Source organism: Variovorax sp. PDC80 (genome assembly GCF_900115375.1).
Classification (GTDB): Bacteria; Pseudomonadota; Gammaproteobacteria; order Burkholderiales; family Burkholderiaceae_C; genus Variovorax.
In genome coordinates this window covers 425,480-442,268 of record NZ_FOWG01000008.1, presented here as the reverse complement: position 1 = coordinate 442,268, position 16,789 = coordinate 425,480, and the positions used below count along the sequence as shown (strand labels likewise).

The 16,789-nt window shown below is 67.8% G+C and carries 16 protein-coding genes; 4 read left to right on the top strand and 12 right to left on the bottom strand.

Translation table 11 applies throughout. From position 1 onward, the window contains the following. Positions 1 to 234: 234 nt before the first annotated feature. From BM109_RS24375 to hppD, 5 genes are all read right to left on the bottom strand, one after another. Entirely contained in the window at positions 235 to 1,164 is a 930-nt protein-coding gene (locus tag BM109_RS24375) for an MBL fold metallo-hydrolase (protein WP_093348328.1), read from the bottom strand. After that, on the bottom strand, positions 1,165 to 2,862 hold the full coding sequence (locus BM109_RS24370; RefSeq protein ID WP_093348325.1) for an AMP-binding protein: 1,698 nt from the start codon (positions 2,860 to 2,862) through the stop codon (positions 1,165 to 1,167). Between the two features lie 159 nt (positions 2,863 to 3,021). After that, positions 3,022 to 3,894 carry a phenylalanine 4-monooxygenase gene (gene phhA / locus BM109_RS24365; protein ID WP_093348323.1) on the bottom strand — a complete coding sequence of 291 codons (873 nt, stop codon included), beginning with the start codon at positions 3,892 to 3,894 and terminating at the stop codon, positions 3,022 to 3,024. Positions 3,895 to 3,909: 15 nt separating this feature from the next. Next, positions 3,910 to 4,716 carry a transporter substrate-binding domain-containing protein gene (locus tag BM109_RS24360; RefSeq protein ID WP_093348320.1) on the bottom strand — a complete coding sequence of 269 codons (807 nt, stop codon included), beginning with the start codon at positions 4,714 to 4,716 and terminating at the stop codon, positions 3,910 to 3,912. 29 nt (positions 4,717 to 4,745) lie between these two features. Further along, entirely contained in the window at positions 4,746 to 5,873 is a 1,128-nt protein-coding gene (gene hppD / locus BM109_RS24355) for a 4-hydroxyphenylpyruvate dioxygenase (RefSeq protein WP_093348317.1), read from the bottom strand. A 149-nt stretch (positions 5,874 to 6,022) separates the two neighbouring features. Here hppD and BM109_RS24350 point away from each other — a divergent pair, with 149 nt between their 5' ends. The 4 genes from BM109_RS24350 to lnt all read left to right on the top strand — a co-directional run bounded on the left by BM109_RS24350 (position 6,023) and on the right by lnt (position 9,856). Beyond that, positions 6,023 to 6,496: an Lrp/AsnC family transcriptional regulator gene (locus tag BM109_RS24350; protein WP_057596999.1), complete on the top strand. Its 474-nt coding sequence runs from the start codon at positions 6,023 to 6,025 to the stop codon at positions 6,494 to 6,496. Positions 6,497 to 6,605: 109 nt separating this feature from the next. Then, complete coding sequence (locus tag BM109_RS24345) at positions 6,606 to 7,334, top strand: GNAT family N-acetyltransferase (RefSeq protein ID WP_093348314.1); 729 nt, start codon at positions 6,606 to 6,608, stop codon at positions 7,332 to 7,334. A 120-nt stretch (positions 7,335 to 7,454) separates the two neighbouring features. After that, positions 7,455 to 8,333: an HlyC/CorC family transporter gene (locus BM109_RS24340; RefSeq protein ID WP_057596996.1), complete on the top strand. Its 879-nt coding sequence runs from the start codon at positions 7,455 to 7,457 to the stop codon at positions 8,331 to 8,333. After that, positions 8,333 to 9,856, top strand: a complete 1,524-nt coding sequence (lnt, locus tag BM109_RS24335) for an apolipoprotein N-acyltransferase (RefSeq protein ID WP_093348311.1) — start codon at positions 8,333 to 8,335, stop codon at positions 9,854 to 9,856. Before BM109_RS24340 ends, lnt begins: the two co-directional genes overlap by 1 nt. A gap of 1 nt (position 9,857) precedes the next feature. On the opposite strand, the gene BM109_RS24330 is transcribed toward lnt, so the two are convergent. The 7 genes from BM109_RS24330 to BM109_RS24300 form a co-directional block, all read right to left on the bottom strand. Further along, positions 9,858 to 11,237, bottom strand: coding sequence for an FAD-binding oxidoreductase (locus BM109_RS24330; RefSeq protein ID WP_093348309.1), 1,380 nt, complete (start codon positions 11,235 to 11,237; stop codon positions 9,858 to 9,860). A gap of 7 nt (positions 11,238 to 11,244) precedes the next feature. Continuing rightward, positions 11,245 to 12,048, bottom strand: a complete 804-nt coding sequence (locus BM109_RS24325) for an ABC transporter permease (RefSeq protein ID WP_093348306.1) — start codon at positions 12,046 to 12,048, stop codon at positions 11,245 to 11,247. Next, positions 12,045 to 12,875, bottom strand: coding sequence for an ABC transporter ATP-binding protein (locus tag BM109_RS24320; protein WP_093348304.1), 831 nt, complete (start codon positions 12,873 to 12,875; stop codon positions 12,045 to 12,047). Before BM109_RS24320 ends, BM109_RS24325 begins: the two co-directional genes overlap by 4 nt. A gap of 13 nt (positions 12,876 to 12,888) precedes the next feature. Then, positions 12,889 to 13,869 (bottom strand): ABC transporter substrate-binding protein, encoded by a 981-nt coding sequence (locus BM109_RS24315; RefSeq protein WP_093348301.1) that lies wholly within the window; start codon positions 13,867 to 13,869, stop codon positions 12,889 to 12,891. 65 nt (positions 13,870 to 13,934) lie between these two features. Then, a complete protein-coding gene (locus BM109_RS24310) occupies positions 13,935 to 14,798 on the bottom strand; it encodes a creatininase family protein (protein WP_093348298.1) in 864 nt (287 codons plus the stop codon). Between the two features lie 39 nt (positions 14,799 to 14,837). Continuing rightward, positions 14,838 to 16,130, bottom strand: coding sequence for an amidohydrolase family protein (locus BM109_RS24305; protein WP_093348296.1), 1,293 nt, complete (start codon positions 16,128 to 16,130; stop codon positions 14,838 to 14,840). Beyond that, positions 16,127 to 16,714, bottom strand: coding sequence for an NAD(P)H-dependent oxidoreductase (locus BM109_RS24300; protein ID WP_093348294.1), 588 nt, complete (start codon positions 16,712 to 16,714; stop codon positions 16,127 to 16,129). Before BM109_RS24300 ends, BM109_RS24305 begins: the two co-directional genes overlap by 4 nt. Positions 16,715 to 16,789 lie beyond the last annotated feature (75 nt).

Sequence of the window (16,789 nt, the reverse complement as noted above, 5' to 3'; positions counted from 1 at the left end):
CAGCGCCGATGATAGTGCGGGTTCCCGTGTGAAAGTAGGTCATCGTCAGGCTCTTACAGCCAAAAAAGCCCCAACCAATCGGTTGGGGCTTTTTTATTGGCGCAAGCAAAACAAGAAACAAAAAGCGCCCCGTCCACGACAGGGCGCTTTTTTTATGGGCAATTCGGATAAATAGGCGGCGCTTTATTTGAATGAAATCGGGGCGCCCTAAACAGGCTCGACCATTTCAAGAATTCAGAGGTTCCGAACCTCGTCTTCCGTGATTTCAGCGGCCCGCGCAGCGACGAGTTCAGCCAAGATCTCCTGCGCCAAGGCATCCAGCGCCACGCCCTCGAAGAACCGAGCGCACACCATGGCCAGATAAGGCGTCTCGCGCACCCAGGCCATCCAGTCGCCACGCGACATCCGCTGCTTTTCCAGCAGCTTGAACTTGATCAGCACCTTGATCGCATGCCGCGCATGCTTGACGGGATCCCGCTGCAGCCCCTCGAGCCGCCGCCGCGCCACCTTCAGCGCAGCTCCTACGTCCGTGAAGATCGACCCGTGCCCCGGAATCACGATCGATGGCGCCAGGCGCTCGATCAGATCCAGGGTGGCCGCCATCTCTCCGAACGACGGTTCCCCCTTCAACTCCGGAAAAGCGATACCGAACCCGTTCTCCCACAGCGCATCCGCGGACGCCAGGGTCCGCGACACAGGCTCGAAAAGAATGACCGAATGCGGATCGTGACCCGGTGCCGCATGAATCTGCCAGCGCAGCCCGCCGACCTCGCGTTCCGTCCCGGGCTGCAGCAGCCCCGAGACGTGAAACCTCGGACAGCTCTGCCCCGTCGCCCTGAAGCTCAGCCCTTCTTCATCCCAGCGCTCCACCAGCGCGGCCTCGCCTGGCGGGATCTCGACGCGAAGGGCCGGATAGCGCGCCTGCAGCGCCGCATTCCCGCCGCAATGGTCGCTGTGCAGGTGCGTGTTGAACACCCGGTCCAGCGGCCGCCCGTCCAATGCCGACTCGACCAGCGCCACCGTCTGCTCGGCATGCGTCACATAGCCGGTGTCGATCAGCGCCGTCTCATCGGCGCCGATCACGAGGATGTTGTTGGACGACAGCCATCCACGCTCGAGCACGACGACATTCGCCGGCAACCCGGCGACCGCCGCCGCGCTCATTCAATGGCCTGCGGAGGCGGTGGTGCGGAGTTCGCGGCGCAGGATCTTGCCGACGTTGGTCTTGGGCAGCGCATCGCGGAATTCGATGTGCCGTGGGCGCTTGTAGCCGGTGAGTTGTCCATTGCAGTATTGCAGCACAGCCTCCTCGGTCAGGCTCGGGTCGCGGCGCACCACGAACACCTTGATCGCCTCGCCCTGCTTCTCGTCGGGCACGCCGATGGCCGCGCATTCCACCACGCCCGGGCATAGCGAGATCACGTTCTCGAGTTCGTTCGGGAACACGTTGAAGCCGCTGACCAGGATCATGTCCTTCTTGCGGTCGACGATGCGGCTGTAGCCGTCCTCCTGCATCACGGCGACGTCGCCGGTGCGCATGAAGCCGTCGGCGGTGAAGGCCGCCGCCGTCTCGGCCGGCTGGTTGTAGTAGCCCTTCATCACGTTCGGGCCCTTGATGCAGAGCTCGCCCGATTCGCCGATCGGCATCGAATTGCCTTCATCGTCCTTGATCGCGATCTCGATGCTCGGCAACGGCAGGCCGATGGTGCCGGTGAACTTGGTGTTCGACACCGGGTTGTTGGTGCCGATCGCGCAGGTCTCGCTCATGCCCCAGCCTTCGATCATCGGGCAGCCGGTGGCCTCGAACCAGCGCTTCGCCGTGCCCTCCGAAGCGGCCATGCCGCCCGCCTGTGAGACGAACAGCGTCGAGAAGTCGATGGTCTTGAACTCGGGATGCATCAACAGCGCGTTGAACAGCGTGTTCACCGCCGGCAGCATGTGGAAGGGTCGCTTCTTCAGCACCGCGATGAACTTGTCGAAGTCGCGCGGGTTCGGCACCAGCGTCATGTGCGAGCCCTGGCGGATCACGAGCAGGCACAGGGTGAGCGCGAAGATGTGATACAGCGGCAGCGCCGCGATGCTGTTGACCTTCGCGAGGTCGCCCGCGCGCGCGAGCGCCGGCGTGAACCAGGCCTCGGCCTGCAAGGTGGCGGCCACGATGTTGCGATGCGTGAGCACCGCACCCTTCGACAGCCCGGTCGTGCCGCCCGTGTACTGCAGGAAGGCGATCGAATCGAGCGTGCTCTTGTCGGCCGCCAGCGTGCGGCCACGTCCTTCGGTGAGCGCCTGCGAGAACGGCGTGACCGTGCGGCCATCGCTCAGCGGCAGCTTGAAGGGCGGCACCATCTTCTTCAGGTGCCGCACCGCGAGCGTGATCCAGCTGCCGTAGAGGCCGCCGAGCAGGTCGCCCATCGCCGTGATGACCACGTGCTTCACGGGTGTCTTCTCGATCACCTGCTCGAGCGTGGAGGCGAAGTTCTCGAGGATCACGATCGCCGTCGCGCCCGAGTCCTTGAGCTGGTGCTCGAGCTCGCGCGCGGTGTACAGCGGATTGACGTTCACGCAGGTGTAGCCGGCGCGCAGCACGGCACACATGGTGACCGCGAACTGCGGGATGTTCGGCAGCATGATCGCCACCCGCGCGCCGGGCTCGAGACCGCGCGACTGCAGCCAGGCGCCGAGTGCCTTCGACTGCGCATCGAGCTCGCCGTACGACATCCAGCGCTCCATGCACACCGAGAACGGGCGGTCGGCATAGCGGCCAAAAGCCTCGTCGAACATGTGGGAAAGCGATCGGTACTGCTCGGGATCGATCTCGTGCGGTACGCCGGCCGGATAGTGCTGTCGCGCGGATGTCTGCATGCAAGCTCCTTTGGCGCGGATTGTGGGAGCCGCACAGGACAAGCGACCAGCGGGCTTGTCCTAGGTAAATGCATCGGCTGTCGCCTGCGCGATAGCTGCCGATCGATGCATGGAGCCAGCGGGAGCCGCGTGCTTCGGCGCGGCTGCCGAAAAGGAAGCTCAGGCCTTGCCGGATTCGCCGGGTTGCAGCACGCCGGCCGGAATGTCGGTCGCCGTCTCCAGCGCCCGGTACAGCGGCGCGAAGTCGGGCTCGGTCAGGTCGAACAGCTGCGCGAAGCTGTCGATGACGAAGTAGTTGGCCTGGTAGGTGTCGATCTTGTAGAGCGTGCGCATGGTGCGCAGCAGATCGAGCGGCAGCCGCAGCGGCTCGTTCGAGCGCACCGCGTGCTGCAGCTCGCCGACCGAGCTCAGGATGCCGGCGCCATAGGCGCGCAGACCATCGGGCTGGCGGATCAGCCCGAACTCCACCGTGTACCAGTACAGCCGCGCGAGCTTCTCGCCGGCATCGAGTTCGTGGGCCTTGATGCCGCCGGCGCCGTAGCGCTGCACGTAGTCCGCGAAGGTCGGGTCGAACAGCATCGGCACGTGCCCGAACAGGTCGTGGAACACGTCGGGCTCGACGATGTAGTTGAACTCCTCGGGCTTGCGGATCCAGTCGGTGACCGGAAACTTGCGGTTCGCGAGCAGCGTGAAGAAGGGCAGCTCGGGAATCAGCCCCGGCACCGCCACGATCTCCCAGCCAGTGGCCTTGTGCAGCCGCTCGTTGAGCTCCTCGAAGCGCGGGATGCGGTCCTTCACGCCCAGCAGCGGCAGCGCCTTGATGAAGGCATCGCAGGCCAGCCCCGGCAGCTGCGCGGCCTGGCGCTCGTAGAGCCGCTTGTAGGTGTCGTGGTCGGCCGCCGTGTAGCTGGCCCAGTCCTGCGCGCAGGTGTAGTCGGCCTGCACCGTGCCGCCGCGCGAATAGTCGCCGCGCGGCGGGCGATCGGAGGCGCCGTAGACGGCGGGCGTGACGACGGTGGCAGGGGTGTCCATGGGTGCTTCGGTTGATTACTTGAGCCAGCGGTCCATGACGCGCTGGAAGTCGCCGCCGGCCTGCTGAAGGTGCAGCCATTGGTCGACATAGGCCTTGAAGGCCACGTCGTCGCGCGGCAGCATCCAGGCCATTTCGCCGTATTGCAGCGGCTTGTCGGGATTGATCGCGCACAGGCCCGGCTTGAGCTTCTGCTGCACGATCGCCTCGGCCGACTCGGTCACGAACACGTCGGCGCGGTTGGCGAGGATCTCGTCGAAGATCGTCACGTTCTCGCCATGCAGCGTGAGCCGGGCCTGCTTGAAGTTGGTGCGGGCGAAGCGTTCGTTGCTGCCGCCCGGATTGAAGATGACGCGCGTGGCGGGCTTGTCGATGTCGGCCACGCTCTGGTACTTGGCCACATCGGCGCAGCGCGCGATCGGCGTCTTGCCGTTGACCATGTAGGGCGCGCTGAAGAAGGCGCGCTTCTGGCGGTCGGTGGTCACCGACACGCCGCCCACGGCGATGTCGCACTTGCCGGCCGCGAGGTCGGGCAGCAGGTTGGCCCAGGTGGTCTTGATCCACTCGGGCTTGGCGCCCAGGCTGGCGCTGAAGCCGGCCATCAGGTCGACGTCGATGCCTTCGAACGAGGCATCGGCCTTCTGGAAACTGAAGGGGCGGTAGTCGCCCGGCGTGCAGATGCGCAGCACGGCCGCCTTCTGCACGCTGTCGAGGTGCGAGCCCGCGGCGCTGGCGGCCGGCGCGCCTCCAGGCCCCGCCGCGCATCCCGAGAGAACGACCGCCGCAGCGAGGGTGGTCAGGCCGATCGAGAGGATGTTGCGCATGCGGAGCTCCTGGAGGATGGAAGGAGCGCTTATTTTGCGGCGCTCAGCACGCCGCGGCGCATCTGGTCGAGCTCGATGCTCTCGAACAGCGCCTTGAAGTTGCCGTTGCCGAAGCCGTCGTCTCCCTTGCGCTGGATGAACTCGAAGAAGATCGGGCCGAGTTGGTTCTCGCTGAAGATCTGCAGCAGCAGCGCGTCCTTCTTGCCGTCGATCAGGATCTTGCGCTTCTGCAGTTCTTCCACGCTCTCGCCGTGGCCCGGGATGCGCTTGTCGACCAGCTCGTAGTAGGTGTCGATGGTGTCCAGCAGGGTCACGCCCTTGGCGCGCAGCGCGTCGACCGTCTCGTAGAGGTCGTCCGAGCCCATCGCGATGTGCTGGATGCCTTCGCCCTTGTACATGTCCAGGTACTCCTGGATCTGGCCGGCCTGTTCCTTGCCCTCTTCGTTGATCGGGATGCGGATCTTGCCGCAGGGGCTGGTCATGGCCTTGCTCTTCACGCCGGTGACCTGGCCTTCGATGTCGAAGTACTTGATTTCGCGGAAGTTGAACAGCTTCTCGTAGAAGCCGGCCCAGGTGTTCATGCGGCCGCGGTAGACGTTGTGCGTCAGGTGGTCGATGTAGGTCAGGCCGTTGCCCTTGGTGGTCAGGGCGTCCTGCGAGGCCACGCCCGGCAGCGGCTCGAAGTCCACGTCGTAGAAGCCGATGTTGCCGATGTCGCCGGGCTTCGCGCCGTTCTTGCCGGGCCAGCGGTCGACCAGGTAGATCAGGCTGTCGCCGATGCCCTTGATGGCGGGGATGTTCAGCTCGCCCGGGCCGGCCTTGTCGGCGAAGCCCCAGGCGCCCAGCGAGGTGGCGCGCTCGTAGGCGGCCTTGGCGTCCTGCACGCGGAAGGCGATGGCGCACACGCTCGGGCCGTGCTCGCGCGCGAAGCGCTGCGCGAACGAATCGGGCTCGGCGTTCAGGATGAAGTTGATCTCGCCCTGGCGGTACAGCAGCACGTTCTTGTGGCGATGCTTGGCGATGGCCGTGAAGCCCATGCGCTCGAAGACCTTGCCCATGGCGACCGGATCGGGTGCCGCGTATTCGATGAATTCAAAGCCGTCGGTGCCCATGGGGTTGTCCCAGGGCGTGAAGGCGGGCGCGTCGGCGTGGCTCATGGCAGTCTCCGAAGAAGTGGGGATCGAGGGGAAAGTAAAAGGATGGCGGCTCGGCCAGTGCAGCAATGTAGGTCGACTGCCGCTCATGATTTCAGCGTTTGTGGGCGTGTTTCTTGGATCGATTGCAGGAAAAGTGCAAAAATCTCCTCATGGAAGCACTCGACAAGATAGATCGGCTGATTCTGCGCACGCTGCAAGCAGATGGCCGCGCCACCTACGACCAGATCGCCGAGCAGGTCAGCCTCTCGCCCAGCGCCGTGCTGCGCCGGGTCAAGCGGCTCGAGGAGCAGCGCGTGATCGACCGCTACGTGGCGCTGGTCAAGCCCGAGGCCGTCGGGCTGGGCCTCACGGCCTACCTCAACGTGCGGCTCGAAAAGCACACCGAGAGCCACAAGCGCAACCCCATGGACCTGTTCCGCGCCAGTGTGCAGACCTGGCCCGAAGTCGTCGAGTGCGCCGCCCTCACGGGCGAGATGGATTACCTGCTGCGCGTGGTCGTGGCCGACATGGCCCACTACAGCCGCTTCATCATGGACACCCTGCTCAAGCACCCGAGCGTGCAGGACTGCAAGACCAGTTTCGTGCTGGACCGTGTCAAAGCCACCACAGCCGTGCCGGTCTAGGCACGAAAAAGTTGCTCCGGGCACACGCTTTCGGGTATTGATTCACAAATGAGTCACGAAAGTGTCCCGCCGGGCTTGTGGGTTAAGGGAAAACCCTTACATTCAAGCCATGCTTACCGCCAAGGACCTCCTCAGGGCATCCCTCGGCCTCGGCTCTTTTCTGAAGGCGCCGATGGTTGAGGCCCAACCACGCGCCGTTGCCGCGCCGCAGCCCGTCATGGTGCCGATCCGCTCGATCGGCCCGCGCGAGCGCGAGCGCATCGCGCGCCACCTGCTGGCGCTCAGCGCCCACGACCGCTACCTGCGCTTCGGCTATGCCGCGGGCGACGAGCAGGTGCAGCGCTATGTCGACGGCCTCGACTTCGACCGCGACGAACTGTTCGGCATCTACAACCGCAAGCTCGAGCTGATCGCGATGGCCCACCTGGCCTTCGCGCCCGACGACCAGCACAGCGACTGCGCCGAATTCGGTGTTTCCGTCTCGGCCCATGCCCGCGGACGCGGCTATGGCGCCCGGCTGTTCGAACGCGCCGTGGTCGTGGCGCGCAACGAGGGCGTGGGCATGCTGTTCATCCATGCACTCAGCGAGAACGCCGCGATGCTCAAGATCGCGCGCAATGCCGGCGCCACCGTGGTGCGCAGCGGTTCCGAATCGGAAGCCCACCTGCAGCTGCCGAGCGCCACCTTCGACAGCCGCATGAGCGAGATCGCGCTCGAGCACTACGCGGCTGTCGACTTCCACCTCAAGTCGCGCGCCAAGCAGTTCTGGGCCTTCCTGGCCAGCCTGCAGGAAGTCCGCAGCGGCGTGCGCGACGCGCGCGGCAAGTCGGCGCAATAAGGCCCTCGGGCGGCCCGGCCCTGCCCGGGAACGCTCCTTGCATACCCCCAGGCGGACCCGGTAGAGCCTGTCACATGCAATCCGGTATCCTTGCACTCCCCCCAACTACGCCCTCCCGCAGTGGCCGAACCTCACCCTGAACGCGCACCCGTCGAACGGGAAGACAAGCGCGGCTTTCTCCAGAAGCTCGCCGAATTCATCCATCCCGGTCCTGACTCGCGCGACGAGCTGATCGAAACCCTGGCGGATGCCGAAGACAACCAGGTGATCGGCGCCGAATCGCGCGTGATGCTCGAAGGCGTGCTGCGCATGGCCGACATGACGGCCGGCGACGTGATGGTCGCGGCACCGCGCATGGACCTGGTGAACATCGACGCGCCCTACGACGCGCTGCTGCACCTGGTCATCGACACCGCGCACTCGCGCTTCCCGGTGTACGAGGGCGAGAAGGAAAACATCATCGGCATCCTGCTCGCGAAGGACCTGCTCAAGCTGCAGCGCGCGCCGGGCCTGAACATCCGCGCGCTGCTGCGGCCCGCGACCTTCGTGCCCGAGAGCAAGGGCCTCAACGACCTGCTGCGCGAATTCCGCGGCAACCGCAACCACCTGGCGATCGTCATCGACGAGTTCGGTCGCGTGGCCGGCCTGATCACCATCGAGGACGTGCTCGAGCAGATCGTCGGCGAGATCGAGGACGAGTTCGACATCGCCGAGGACGAGGGCGACATCTTCGGCCTGGCCGACCACACCTACCGCGTCTCGGGCGACACGCCGATCGAGCGCGTGGCCGAGGCCTTCGGCATCGTGTTCGACGAGGAACAGCTCAGCGAGGACTTCGACACCATCGGCGGCCTGATCGCGCACGAGATGGGCCATGTGCCCAAGCGCGGCGAGCACCATGCGATCGGCGGCTTCGACTTCGTGGTGCTGCACACCAAGGGCGGCGCGGTGCGCTGGTTCAAGGTGTCGCCGGCCCGCGGCGGCGACGCGGCCGACTGATGCGCGCCGCACTGCTGGCGCTGGCCTTCCTACTGGCCGGACTGGGGCAGGCCGCCTCGATCGCCTTGCCCGGCTCGGGCCGGCCGATGTGGCTGCTGCAGCTGGTGTCGCTCGCCGTTTTCGCCTTCGGGCTGCGCCGCCTGCGCGAGCAGCAAGCGGGCTGGCGCCGCGCCGGATTGCATGCCTGGCTGTTCTCCACCGCCTGGCTCTGCGGCACCTTCTGGTGGCTCTTCATCTCGATGCACACCTACGGCGGCCTCGCCGCGCCGCTGGCCGCGATCGCGGTGCTCGCGCTGGCCGCCGCGCTCGGCCTGTACTACGCCTTGGCCGGTGCCTGGTTCGTGCGGCGCGGTCCGCGCGGCACGGTCACCGGCGCACTGGTCTTTGCCGCGCTGTGGACGCTGGCCGAGCTGGTGCGCGGCAGCTGGTTCACCGGTTTTCCCTGGGGCGCGGGCGGCTATGCGCATGTCGAGGGCCCGCTCTCGGGCTGGGCGCCGTGGGTCGGCGTCTACGGCATCGGCGCCGTGGCGGCCCTGGCTGCCGCACTGGTCGCGCTGGCACGGCCCGCGGCCCGCGCCGAACTCGCGGGCGCGGCGTTGCTGATCGCCCTCGTGTTCGGCTTTCCGCTCGTGGCCCAGCCCTCGCGCGGCGAAGCCGCGGGCACGCTGCAGGTCGCGCTGCTGCAGGGCAACATCGCGCAGGACGAGAAGTTCGTTCCCAATGGCGGCATCGAGAACGCGCTGCGCTGGTACGGCGAACAGCTGCGCGATGCCAGGGCCTCGCTGGTGGTCACGCCCGAGACCGCGATCCCGCTGCTGCCGCAGCAGCTGCCCGCGGGCTACCTCGAGGCGATCCAGACACGCTATGCGAGCGGCAGCCAGGCGGCCGTGGTCGGCCTGCCGCTGGGCGACCGCCAGGGCTACACCAACACCGTGCTCGGCTTCCGGCCCGGAGCCGCCTCGGCCTACGCCTACAGCAAGCACCACCTCGTGCCCTTCGGCGAGTTCATTCCCTTCGGCTTCCGCTGGTTCATCGACATGATGAGCATCCCGCTCGGCGACTTCCGCAGCGGCGGCCTCGCGCAGCCCGCGCTCGCCTGGCAGGGCCAGCGCATCGCGCCGAACATCTGCTACGAGGACTTGTTCGGCGACGAGATCGGCGCCAACTTCCGCGACGCGGCGACGGCACCGACCATCCTGCTCAACGTCAGCAACATCGCCTGGTTCGGCGACTCGATCGCCATCGACCAGCATCTCGCGATCTCGCGCATGCGCGCGCTCGAGTTCGCACGGCCGATGGTGCGCGCCACCAACACCGGCGCCACCGTGGTCATCGACGCCGAGGGCCGCGTGACCCATGCGCTACCGCGGCTCACGCGCGGCGTGCTCGAGGCCCCGGTCGAGGGCCGCACCGGCCTCACGCCCTATGCGCGCTGGGTCGCGCACCTCGGGCTGTGGCCGCTGTGGGGCCTGGCCTGCGCGATCGTCGCGGTCGCCTTCGTGCGGCGTCGCCGCGCGGCCTGACTCAGGCCGCCACCGCGGCCGCGCGCGGCTTCACCGGCCAGTCGCGCAGCTTGCCGGGGTTCAGCAGGCCCAGCGGATCGAAGCGCCGCTTCACCGCGATCACCTCGGGCGGCAGCGGGCCGCCGGCCTTGCCGTCCTCGACGATGTTCACGTGCGGGTTGTTGATGTGCACCTCGTGCTCGCGGTGGATCTGCATGATCTCCTGCAGCCGTTCCTCGGTGCTGAAGCGCACCAGTTGCAGACCGCTGCAGGTCATCAGGCCCGCCACGTTGCGGATGAACTCCAGGTGCATCATCACCTCGCCGCCCAGCAGCTTCTCCATCTCGATGACCTGCGCCACGTGGCGCCCCGGCACGAAGCCGCTCTGCAGGTAGGTCAGGGTCGGATCGACCTTGAGCGCGTGCAGCGTCGTGTGGTTCCAGGTGAATTCCATCAGGGTGCGGTTGCTCTTCTGCACCTCGGCCGCGGTCTTGCGGTAGCTCACGCTGCCGCCGAAGCTCTCGACCAGCTGCAGCAGCGCCGGCTCGCTGGCCTCGGCCACCAGCGACAGCACCGTGTGGCAGCCCTTGGGCAGGTGCGCCGCCAGTTGCGCCAGGTGGTCGGAGATCGGCGCCGCATAGAACGACACCTCGCGCTTCACGATGCCCGGCGCGTTCGCGAGCTTGTCGGCGAAGTTTAGAGCGCCCTCGAAATCGGAGAAGGTCGCGAGCGTCTCGAGCCACGGATGCGCGGGCGCCAGCGCGACCTCGAGCTCGAGCACCAGCCCGTTGGTGCCCCACAGGTGGTGCATGCGCATCGCCTCGGCGCCGCGCAGCTCCACCACCTGGGGTTCGGCCTCGATGGTCATCGCGCGGATGCCGAGCACGTTGCCGGGCGCACCCAGCGGGCCGTAGTTGATCGAGCCCACGCCGCCGAAGCCGCCGCCGAACAGGCCGCCGAGCGTGGCGCTGCGATAGGTCGAGGGCACGCAGCGCATCTCCTGGCCGCTGGCCCTGGTCTGCTTCTCGAGCTCGCCCAGGCGGATGCCGGCCTGCGCGCGCGCCACGCCGGGCTGCACCCAGAGGCAGGCGTTGTAGCCGGTCATGTCGAGCACCACGCCGCCGGCCAGCGGCGTGGTCTGGCCGTAGTTGCCGGTGCCGCTGCCGCGCACGGTGATCGGCACGCCGTGGCGCGCGCAGGCGCCGACCACCGCGCGGATCTCGTCCTCGCTGCGCGGGCGCACCACCACGTCGGCATGCTTGCCCTCGAGCTGGCGCTTGAGCACCGGGCTGAACCAGGAGAAGTCCTGCGACAACCGCACGACGCGGCCCTCGTCGGTGATCCAGTCGAGGTCGGGGAGTTCGAGCAGCAGCGGCCCGATGGAGGATTCTTGTGCGTTCATGTTGGGATCAGTCCTGGGAAAGTTCGCTCGCATGCCACGAGCCCAGCGCCACCTTGGTGAGCCAGGCCATCAGCACGAAGAGCGCGACGCCGGTGAGGGAAATCAGCAGCAGCGCGGCGAACATCCGCGGGATGTTCAGCTGGAAGCCCGCCTGCAGGATCTGGTAGGCCAGTCCCGCGCCCGAGCCGCCGGTGCCGGCCACGAACTCCGCCACCACCGCGCCGATCAGCGCGAGGCCACTGGAGATGCGCAGGCCGCCGAAGAAGTAGGGCAGCGCGCTCGGGATGCGCAAACGCACCAGTTGCTGCCAGCGCGTGGCGCGGTTGAGCTTGAAGTAGCTCTGCAGGTCGGGGTCGATGCTGCGCAGGCCCAGCGTGGTGTTGCTGATGATCGGGAACAGCGCCACCAGCGCCGCGCACACGGTCATCGCGGCCGTCGGGTTCTTGACCCAGATGATGATCAGCGGCGCCACCGCCACGATCGGCGTGACCTGCAGCAGCACCGCGTACGGAAAGAGCGCGGTCTCGATGCGCTTGCTCTGCACGAACAGGAACGAGATCAGCACGCCCGCCACCGTGGCGAGCACGAAGGACAGCACGGTGATCTTGAGCGTGACCAGCAGCGCGTTGCCCAGCGGTGCCCAGTCAGTCACCAGCGTCTGCAGCATCAGCCAGGGCGAGGGCACGAGGTAGGGCGGCAGCTCCATCGCCACCACCATCCATTGCCACAGCGCGATCAGCAGCAGGCCGATCGCCATGGGGTAGAGCACGCGCTGCACGCGCGGCTGGCTCAGGAGTGGCGTGCGGCTCATCGCGCGTGCTCCTCGTCGGCATGGCTGGCGCGCAGCAGGCTGTCCTGCAGCCGCTTGGCATGGCGCGCGAACTCGGGCGTGACCATGAAGTCGGCGCTGCGCGGATAGGGCTCGTCGATCTGGAACTGCTCGACCACGCGGCCCGGCCGCGCGGCCATCATCACCACGCGGCTCGAGAGGAACACCGCCTCGTGGATCGAGTGCGTCACGAAGATCACCGTGAGCTTCTTCTTGCGCCAGAGCTCGAGCAGGTCGGCGTCGAGCTTGTGGCGCGTGATCTCGTCGAGCGCGCCGAAGGGCTCGTCCATCAGCAGCAGGTCGGGTTGCGTGACAAGCCCGCGCGCGATCGACACCCGCATCTGCATGCCGCCCGATAGCGCGCGCGGCAGCGCGCTGGCGAACTTCTCGAGGCCCACCAGCGCCAGCGACTCCATCACGCGCGCATCGGCCTCCTTGCGCGGCACGCCAGCCAGGTCGAGCGGCAGCCGCACGTTGGTCTGCACGCTGGCCCAGGGCATCAGCGTGGGCGACTGGAACACGAAGGACAGCTTGTGCGGGCAGTCATGCAGCTGCGCCACCGGCTTGCGCCACACCAGCAGCCGGCCGTCGCTGGGCTCGAGCATGCCCGCCACCATCTTGAGCAGCGTGCTCTTGCCGCAGCCCGAGGGGCCGAGCAGCGTGACGAACTCGCCCTCGGCGATCGACAGGTCGACCGGCAGCAGCGCCTGCGTGCCGTTGGGATAGGTCTTCTCGGCCGAGAGCACTTCCACCGCGGGCACGGCAGGCACCGTCGGCGGCGCGAGGGTGTGGGGGTCGATGCGGTTCATGGCGTGGCGACGGTCAGGGCAGCACCTTGGCGTCCTTCACGAACTCGGTCGTGTAGGTCTTCGCGAGCTCGACCTTGGCCGGGTCGAGCAGCTTGGCGCTCACGAGGAAGTCGTAGCTGGCCTTGGCGCGCGCATCGGTCATCACGCCGATGCCGAGCTTGCCGGCGTCGCCGCCCGTGATCATTCCCATCTCCTTGAGCTTGGCCACGCTGTAGGCGAGCTGGTCGTCGGTCATGTTGGGGTTGTCCTTCTTGATCAGCGCGTTGGCGGGCGCGGGATCGGCGAGGTAGCTCTTCCAGCCTTCGGCCGAGGCCTTGACGAAGGCCGCGACCTGCTTGCTGCGCTCCTTCACCGTCTTCTCCATGCACGACACCGTGGTGGCATAGGCCGGGAAGCCGTGATCGCTGAACATCAGCACCGTGCTCTTCACGCCGGCCTTCTGGATCGCGTAGGGCTCGGAGGTCAGGTAGCCCTGCTGGGCCGTGTTCCTGTCGGCGACGAAGGGCTGGATGTTGAAGGTGTAGGGCCGGGTCTGCTCGTCCTTGAGGCCGAACTTGGCCTTGAGCCACGGCCAGTAGCCGCGATTGGCCTGCGCGCCGATCAAGAGCGTCTTGCCCTTGAGGTCCTCGAAGCTCTTCACGTCGTCGTGCGCGATCAGCACCTGCGGGTCCTTCTGGAAGAAGGCCGCCACGTTGACCACCGGCACGCCGCCCTCGCGCACCTGCATCATCTGGATGTCGCTCGAGCCCATGATGCAGTCGGCCTGGCCGGCCGCCATCATCTGCGTGATGTTGACCTGCGGGCCGCCCATCTTGATGGTCACGTCGAGGCCGTACTTCTTGTAGATGCCCTGCGCCACGGCCTGGTAGAAGCCGCCGTGCTCGGCCTGCGCATACCAGTTGGTCATGTAGGTGAACTTGTCCTCGGCCTGCGCGGGCGCGGCGAGGAAGGCGATGGCGGCGGCGCCGGCCAGGGACAGTGCGAAGGAGCGCATGGGAGGACCTCTCTAGGGCGTGGGTGAAGAAAACGGGGAAAGACGGGCCGATGCAAGAAGCAGGCTCAGGCCGGCGCGAAGGACTGCTGCACGAAGCCCTGCTGGTGGCCGCGCTCCCAGGTGGCTTCCTCGCGCACCACCCAGCGCAGCGCATGCAGCTCGGTCAGCGCCTGCACCCAGCTGTCGGACAGCGTGTCGAGGATCGCCTCGCCCTGCTCGCGCGTGGCGGTGGTCGGGTCGCCGATCACGCCGCTGGGTCCGAAGTCGCGCGCGGTCCAGGCGCAGGCCGGGCGGCCGTCGGCCGACAGCAGCTTGATCGGAAACGGCGGCGGGAAGTTGGCCACCGCGCGTTCCATGTGCACCGTCTCGGGCGCGAGCGCGAGCATCAGCGCGGTCTCGGAATGGCCGGCATGCATCGCGAGCTTCTTCTCCTGCTCGCTGACCTGCTTGCTGGCCGCGCTCGGCAGGCGCGACACGCCGTGCGGCACCACCACGAAGTCGCCATGGCGCAGCCGCAGCTCGCGCGCCGCCATCTCGAGCACCTGCGGCTGGCCGCCGTGGCCGTTGGCGAACAGCAGCTTGCGAAAGCCCGCGCGGTAGACCGACTCGCCGATCTCGGTCACGGTCGACAGCAGCGTGGTGCCGGTCAGCGTCATCGTGCCGGGGAAGTGCAGGTGCTCTTCCGACTTGCCGTAGGTGATGGTGGGCAGCGCGAAGGCGCGCACCTCGGCCGGCAGCTTCTCGAGCGCCTTGCCCATCACGCCCGAGCTGATCACGCTGTCGACCGAGCACGGCAGGTGCGGGCCGTGCTGCTCGATCGCGCCGCAGGGCAGCACGATGACCGTGTTCTCGCGGTCGGGCAGCGCGGCGATTTCGGTCCAGCTCAGGTAGGGCAGGAAGCGGTGGGGAGGGATGTAGCCGTGGAGCATGGGGCGGTCCTTGGAGTGGTTCTGTTCGTTGAAGAGGGCTCAGGCGTTGACGGCGCCGCCGTGCGCGCGCCAGGTCGCCGGCACCTCGCCGTGCGCGACGCGGCCCGCGCGCAGCACCACGCGCGATGCGCTGCGCGAGGGCCAGCCGAAGCGGTCGGCCGCGCCGAAGAGCACGAGGTCGGCGGGCGCGCCGACGAGCGTCGGGCGTTGCACGGTGGCGTCGCGGCGCAGCCAGTCGGCGCGGCACAGCGCCTGCGACCAGGTCTCGAACGGTTCGTCGAGCTGCGCCACCAGCGCGGCCGTGCCCAGCGCTTCCACCGGATCGAAGCTGCCGAGCCGGCAGAACGGGTCCTGCACGTTGTCGCTCGCGAACAGCAGCGGAATGCCGCGCTCGCGCGCCTCCTTCACCAGCGTGATGCCGCGCCGGCGCGGCGTGCGGCCGGTCACGGCGTCCTGCAGCAGCAGGTTGGTGGCGGGCAGCGAGACCACCGTGATCGGCGCGCGCGCCACCGCGTCGAGCGTGGCGAGCGCCTGCGCCTCGGGCTGTTCCGCGAGCGCGCAGATGTGGCCGCAGACCACGCGGCCTTCGTAGCCGATCTCGGCCAGGATGCGCGCGGTGGCCGCCAGGCCCGTGGCCGAGGCATTGAGCTCCTCGTCCACGTGCAGGTCGATGTCGAGCTCGCAGGCCTGCGCCGAGCGCAGCAGGTTGCGCAGCGCGTTCTCGCTCCAGTTGGTGGAATGCACGAAGCCGCCGAGCAGGGCGTGCGGCCCGGTGGCCTTCACCTGCTTCGCGAGCCGCAGCGCCTGCGCCGCGTCCTCGAACAGCGGCAGCTTGATCAGGCTCACCTGCTCGAGTCGCACACGGCCTTTCCATTCCTGCGCCAGCTCGGCCATCACCGGCCAGGCCATCGGCAGGGCATCGGGCTCCCACCAGTCGACGTGCGTGCGCACGTGCGTGGTGCCGCATTCCCAGGCCCATTGCAGTCCGCGTGCTGCGCGTTCGCGCACGTCGGCGGGCGTCCAGTTCACGCGGTCGGCCAGCATCGCGTCGATGGCGCCGAGCAGGCCCGGCTGCACCGCCTTCATGCGCGGCAGCGTGAAGACCTTGTCGAGGTGCGTGTGGGCATCGACGAAGCCCGGCAGCGCGAGCGTGCCGCCGAGGTCCCAGCCCGCAGCGGGCGTCGGGGCGTCGTCCGCGGGGCGCAGCGACTGCACGCGGCCGCCCTCGATCGCGAGCCGCGCGAGCGCCGGCACGCCGTCGCGCTGCGGCCAGTCGGCCGGCAGCAGCCAGCGCGGCAGGCGCACCCGGTCGAGCAGCACGGGCGCGTTCATGCGAAGCGCGCCATGGCGTTGCCGACCTTGGCCATGAAGCGCTTGAGCTGGGGCTCGGTCGCCACGTTCATGTGGTAGTGGGCGTGGTAGTCGACCTTGGCGCCATGGCCGGTCAGCCGCTTCATGTAGCGCGTGACGATCTTGCGCGGCGGGTCGCCCATGTACATCGCCACCCAGCGCGGCCGGCCGTAGGTGACCACGGCGCTGATGCGCTTGATGTGCGTGAGCATCGGCTTCACGTTGGCGGGGTCGCTGATGTCGAAGGCCACGCCGGGCATGAACAGCCGGTCGAAGTAGCCCTTGAGCATGGCCGGCAGGCCGAAGCACCAGGTCGGGAAGCAGAACACGATGCCCTCGGCCCACTGCAGCCGCTCGACGTAGGGCTTGAGCGGCAGCTGGTTGGCCGGCACCTCGTGGTAGCCCAGCCGCTCCTCGCGCGAGAGCACCGGATCGAAGCCCTCGGCATAGAGGTCGCAGTCGTCGACCTCGTGGCCGGCCGCGCGCAGGTTCTTCAGCACCTCCTGGTGCAGGGCAGCATGGAAGCTGGTTTCGACCGGATGGCAGTAGACGACGAGCACGCGCATGGTGTTTGACCGCTTAATCAGAGCAAGTGGTCAGGTTTAGCAAGCGACGTGCCAGCGCGGGCGCACCGGATTGGG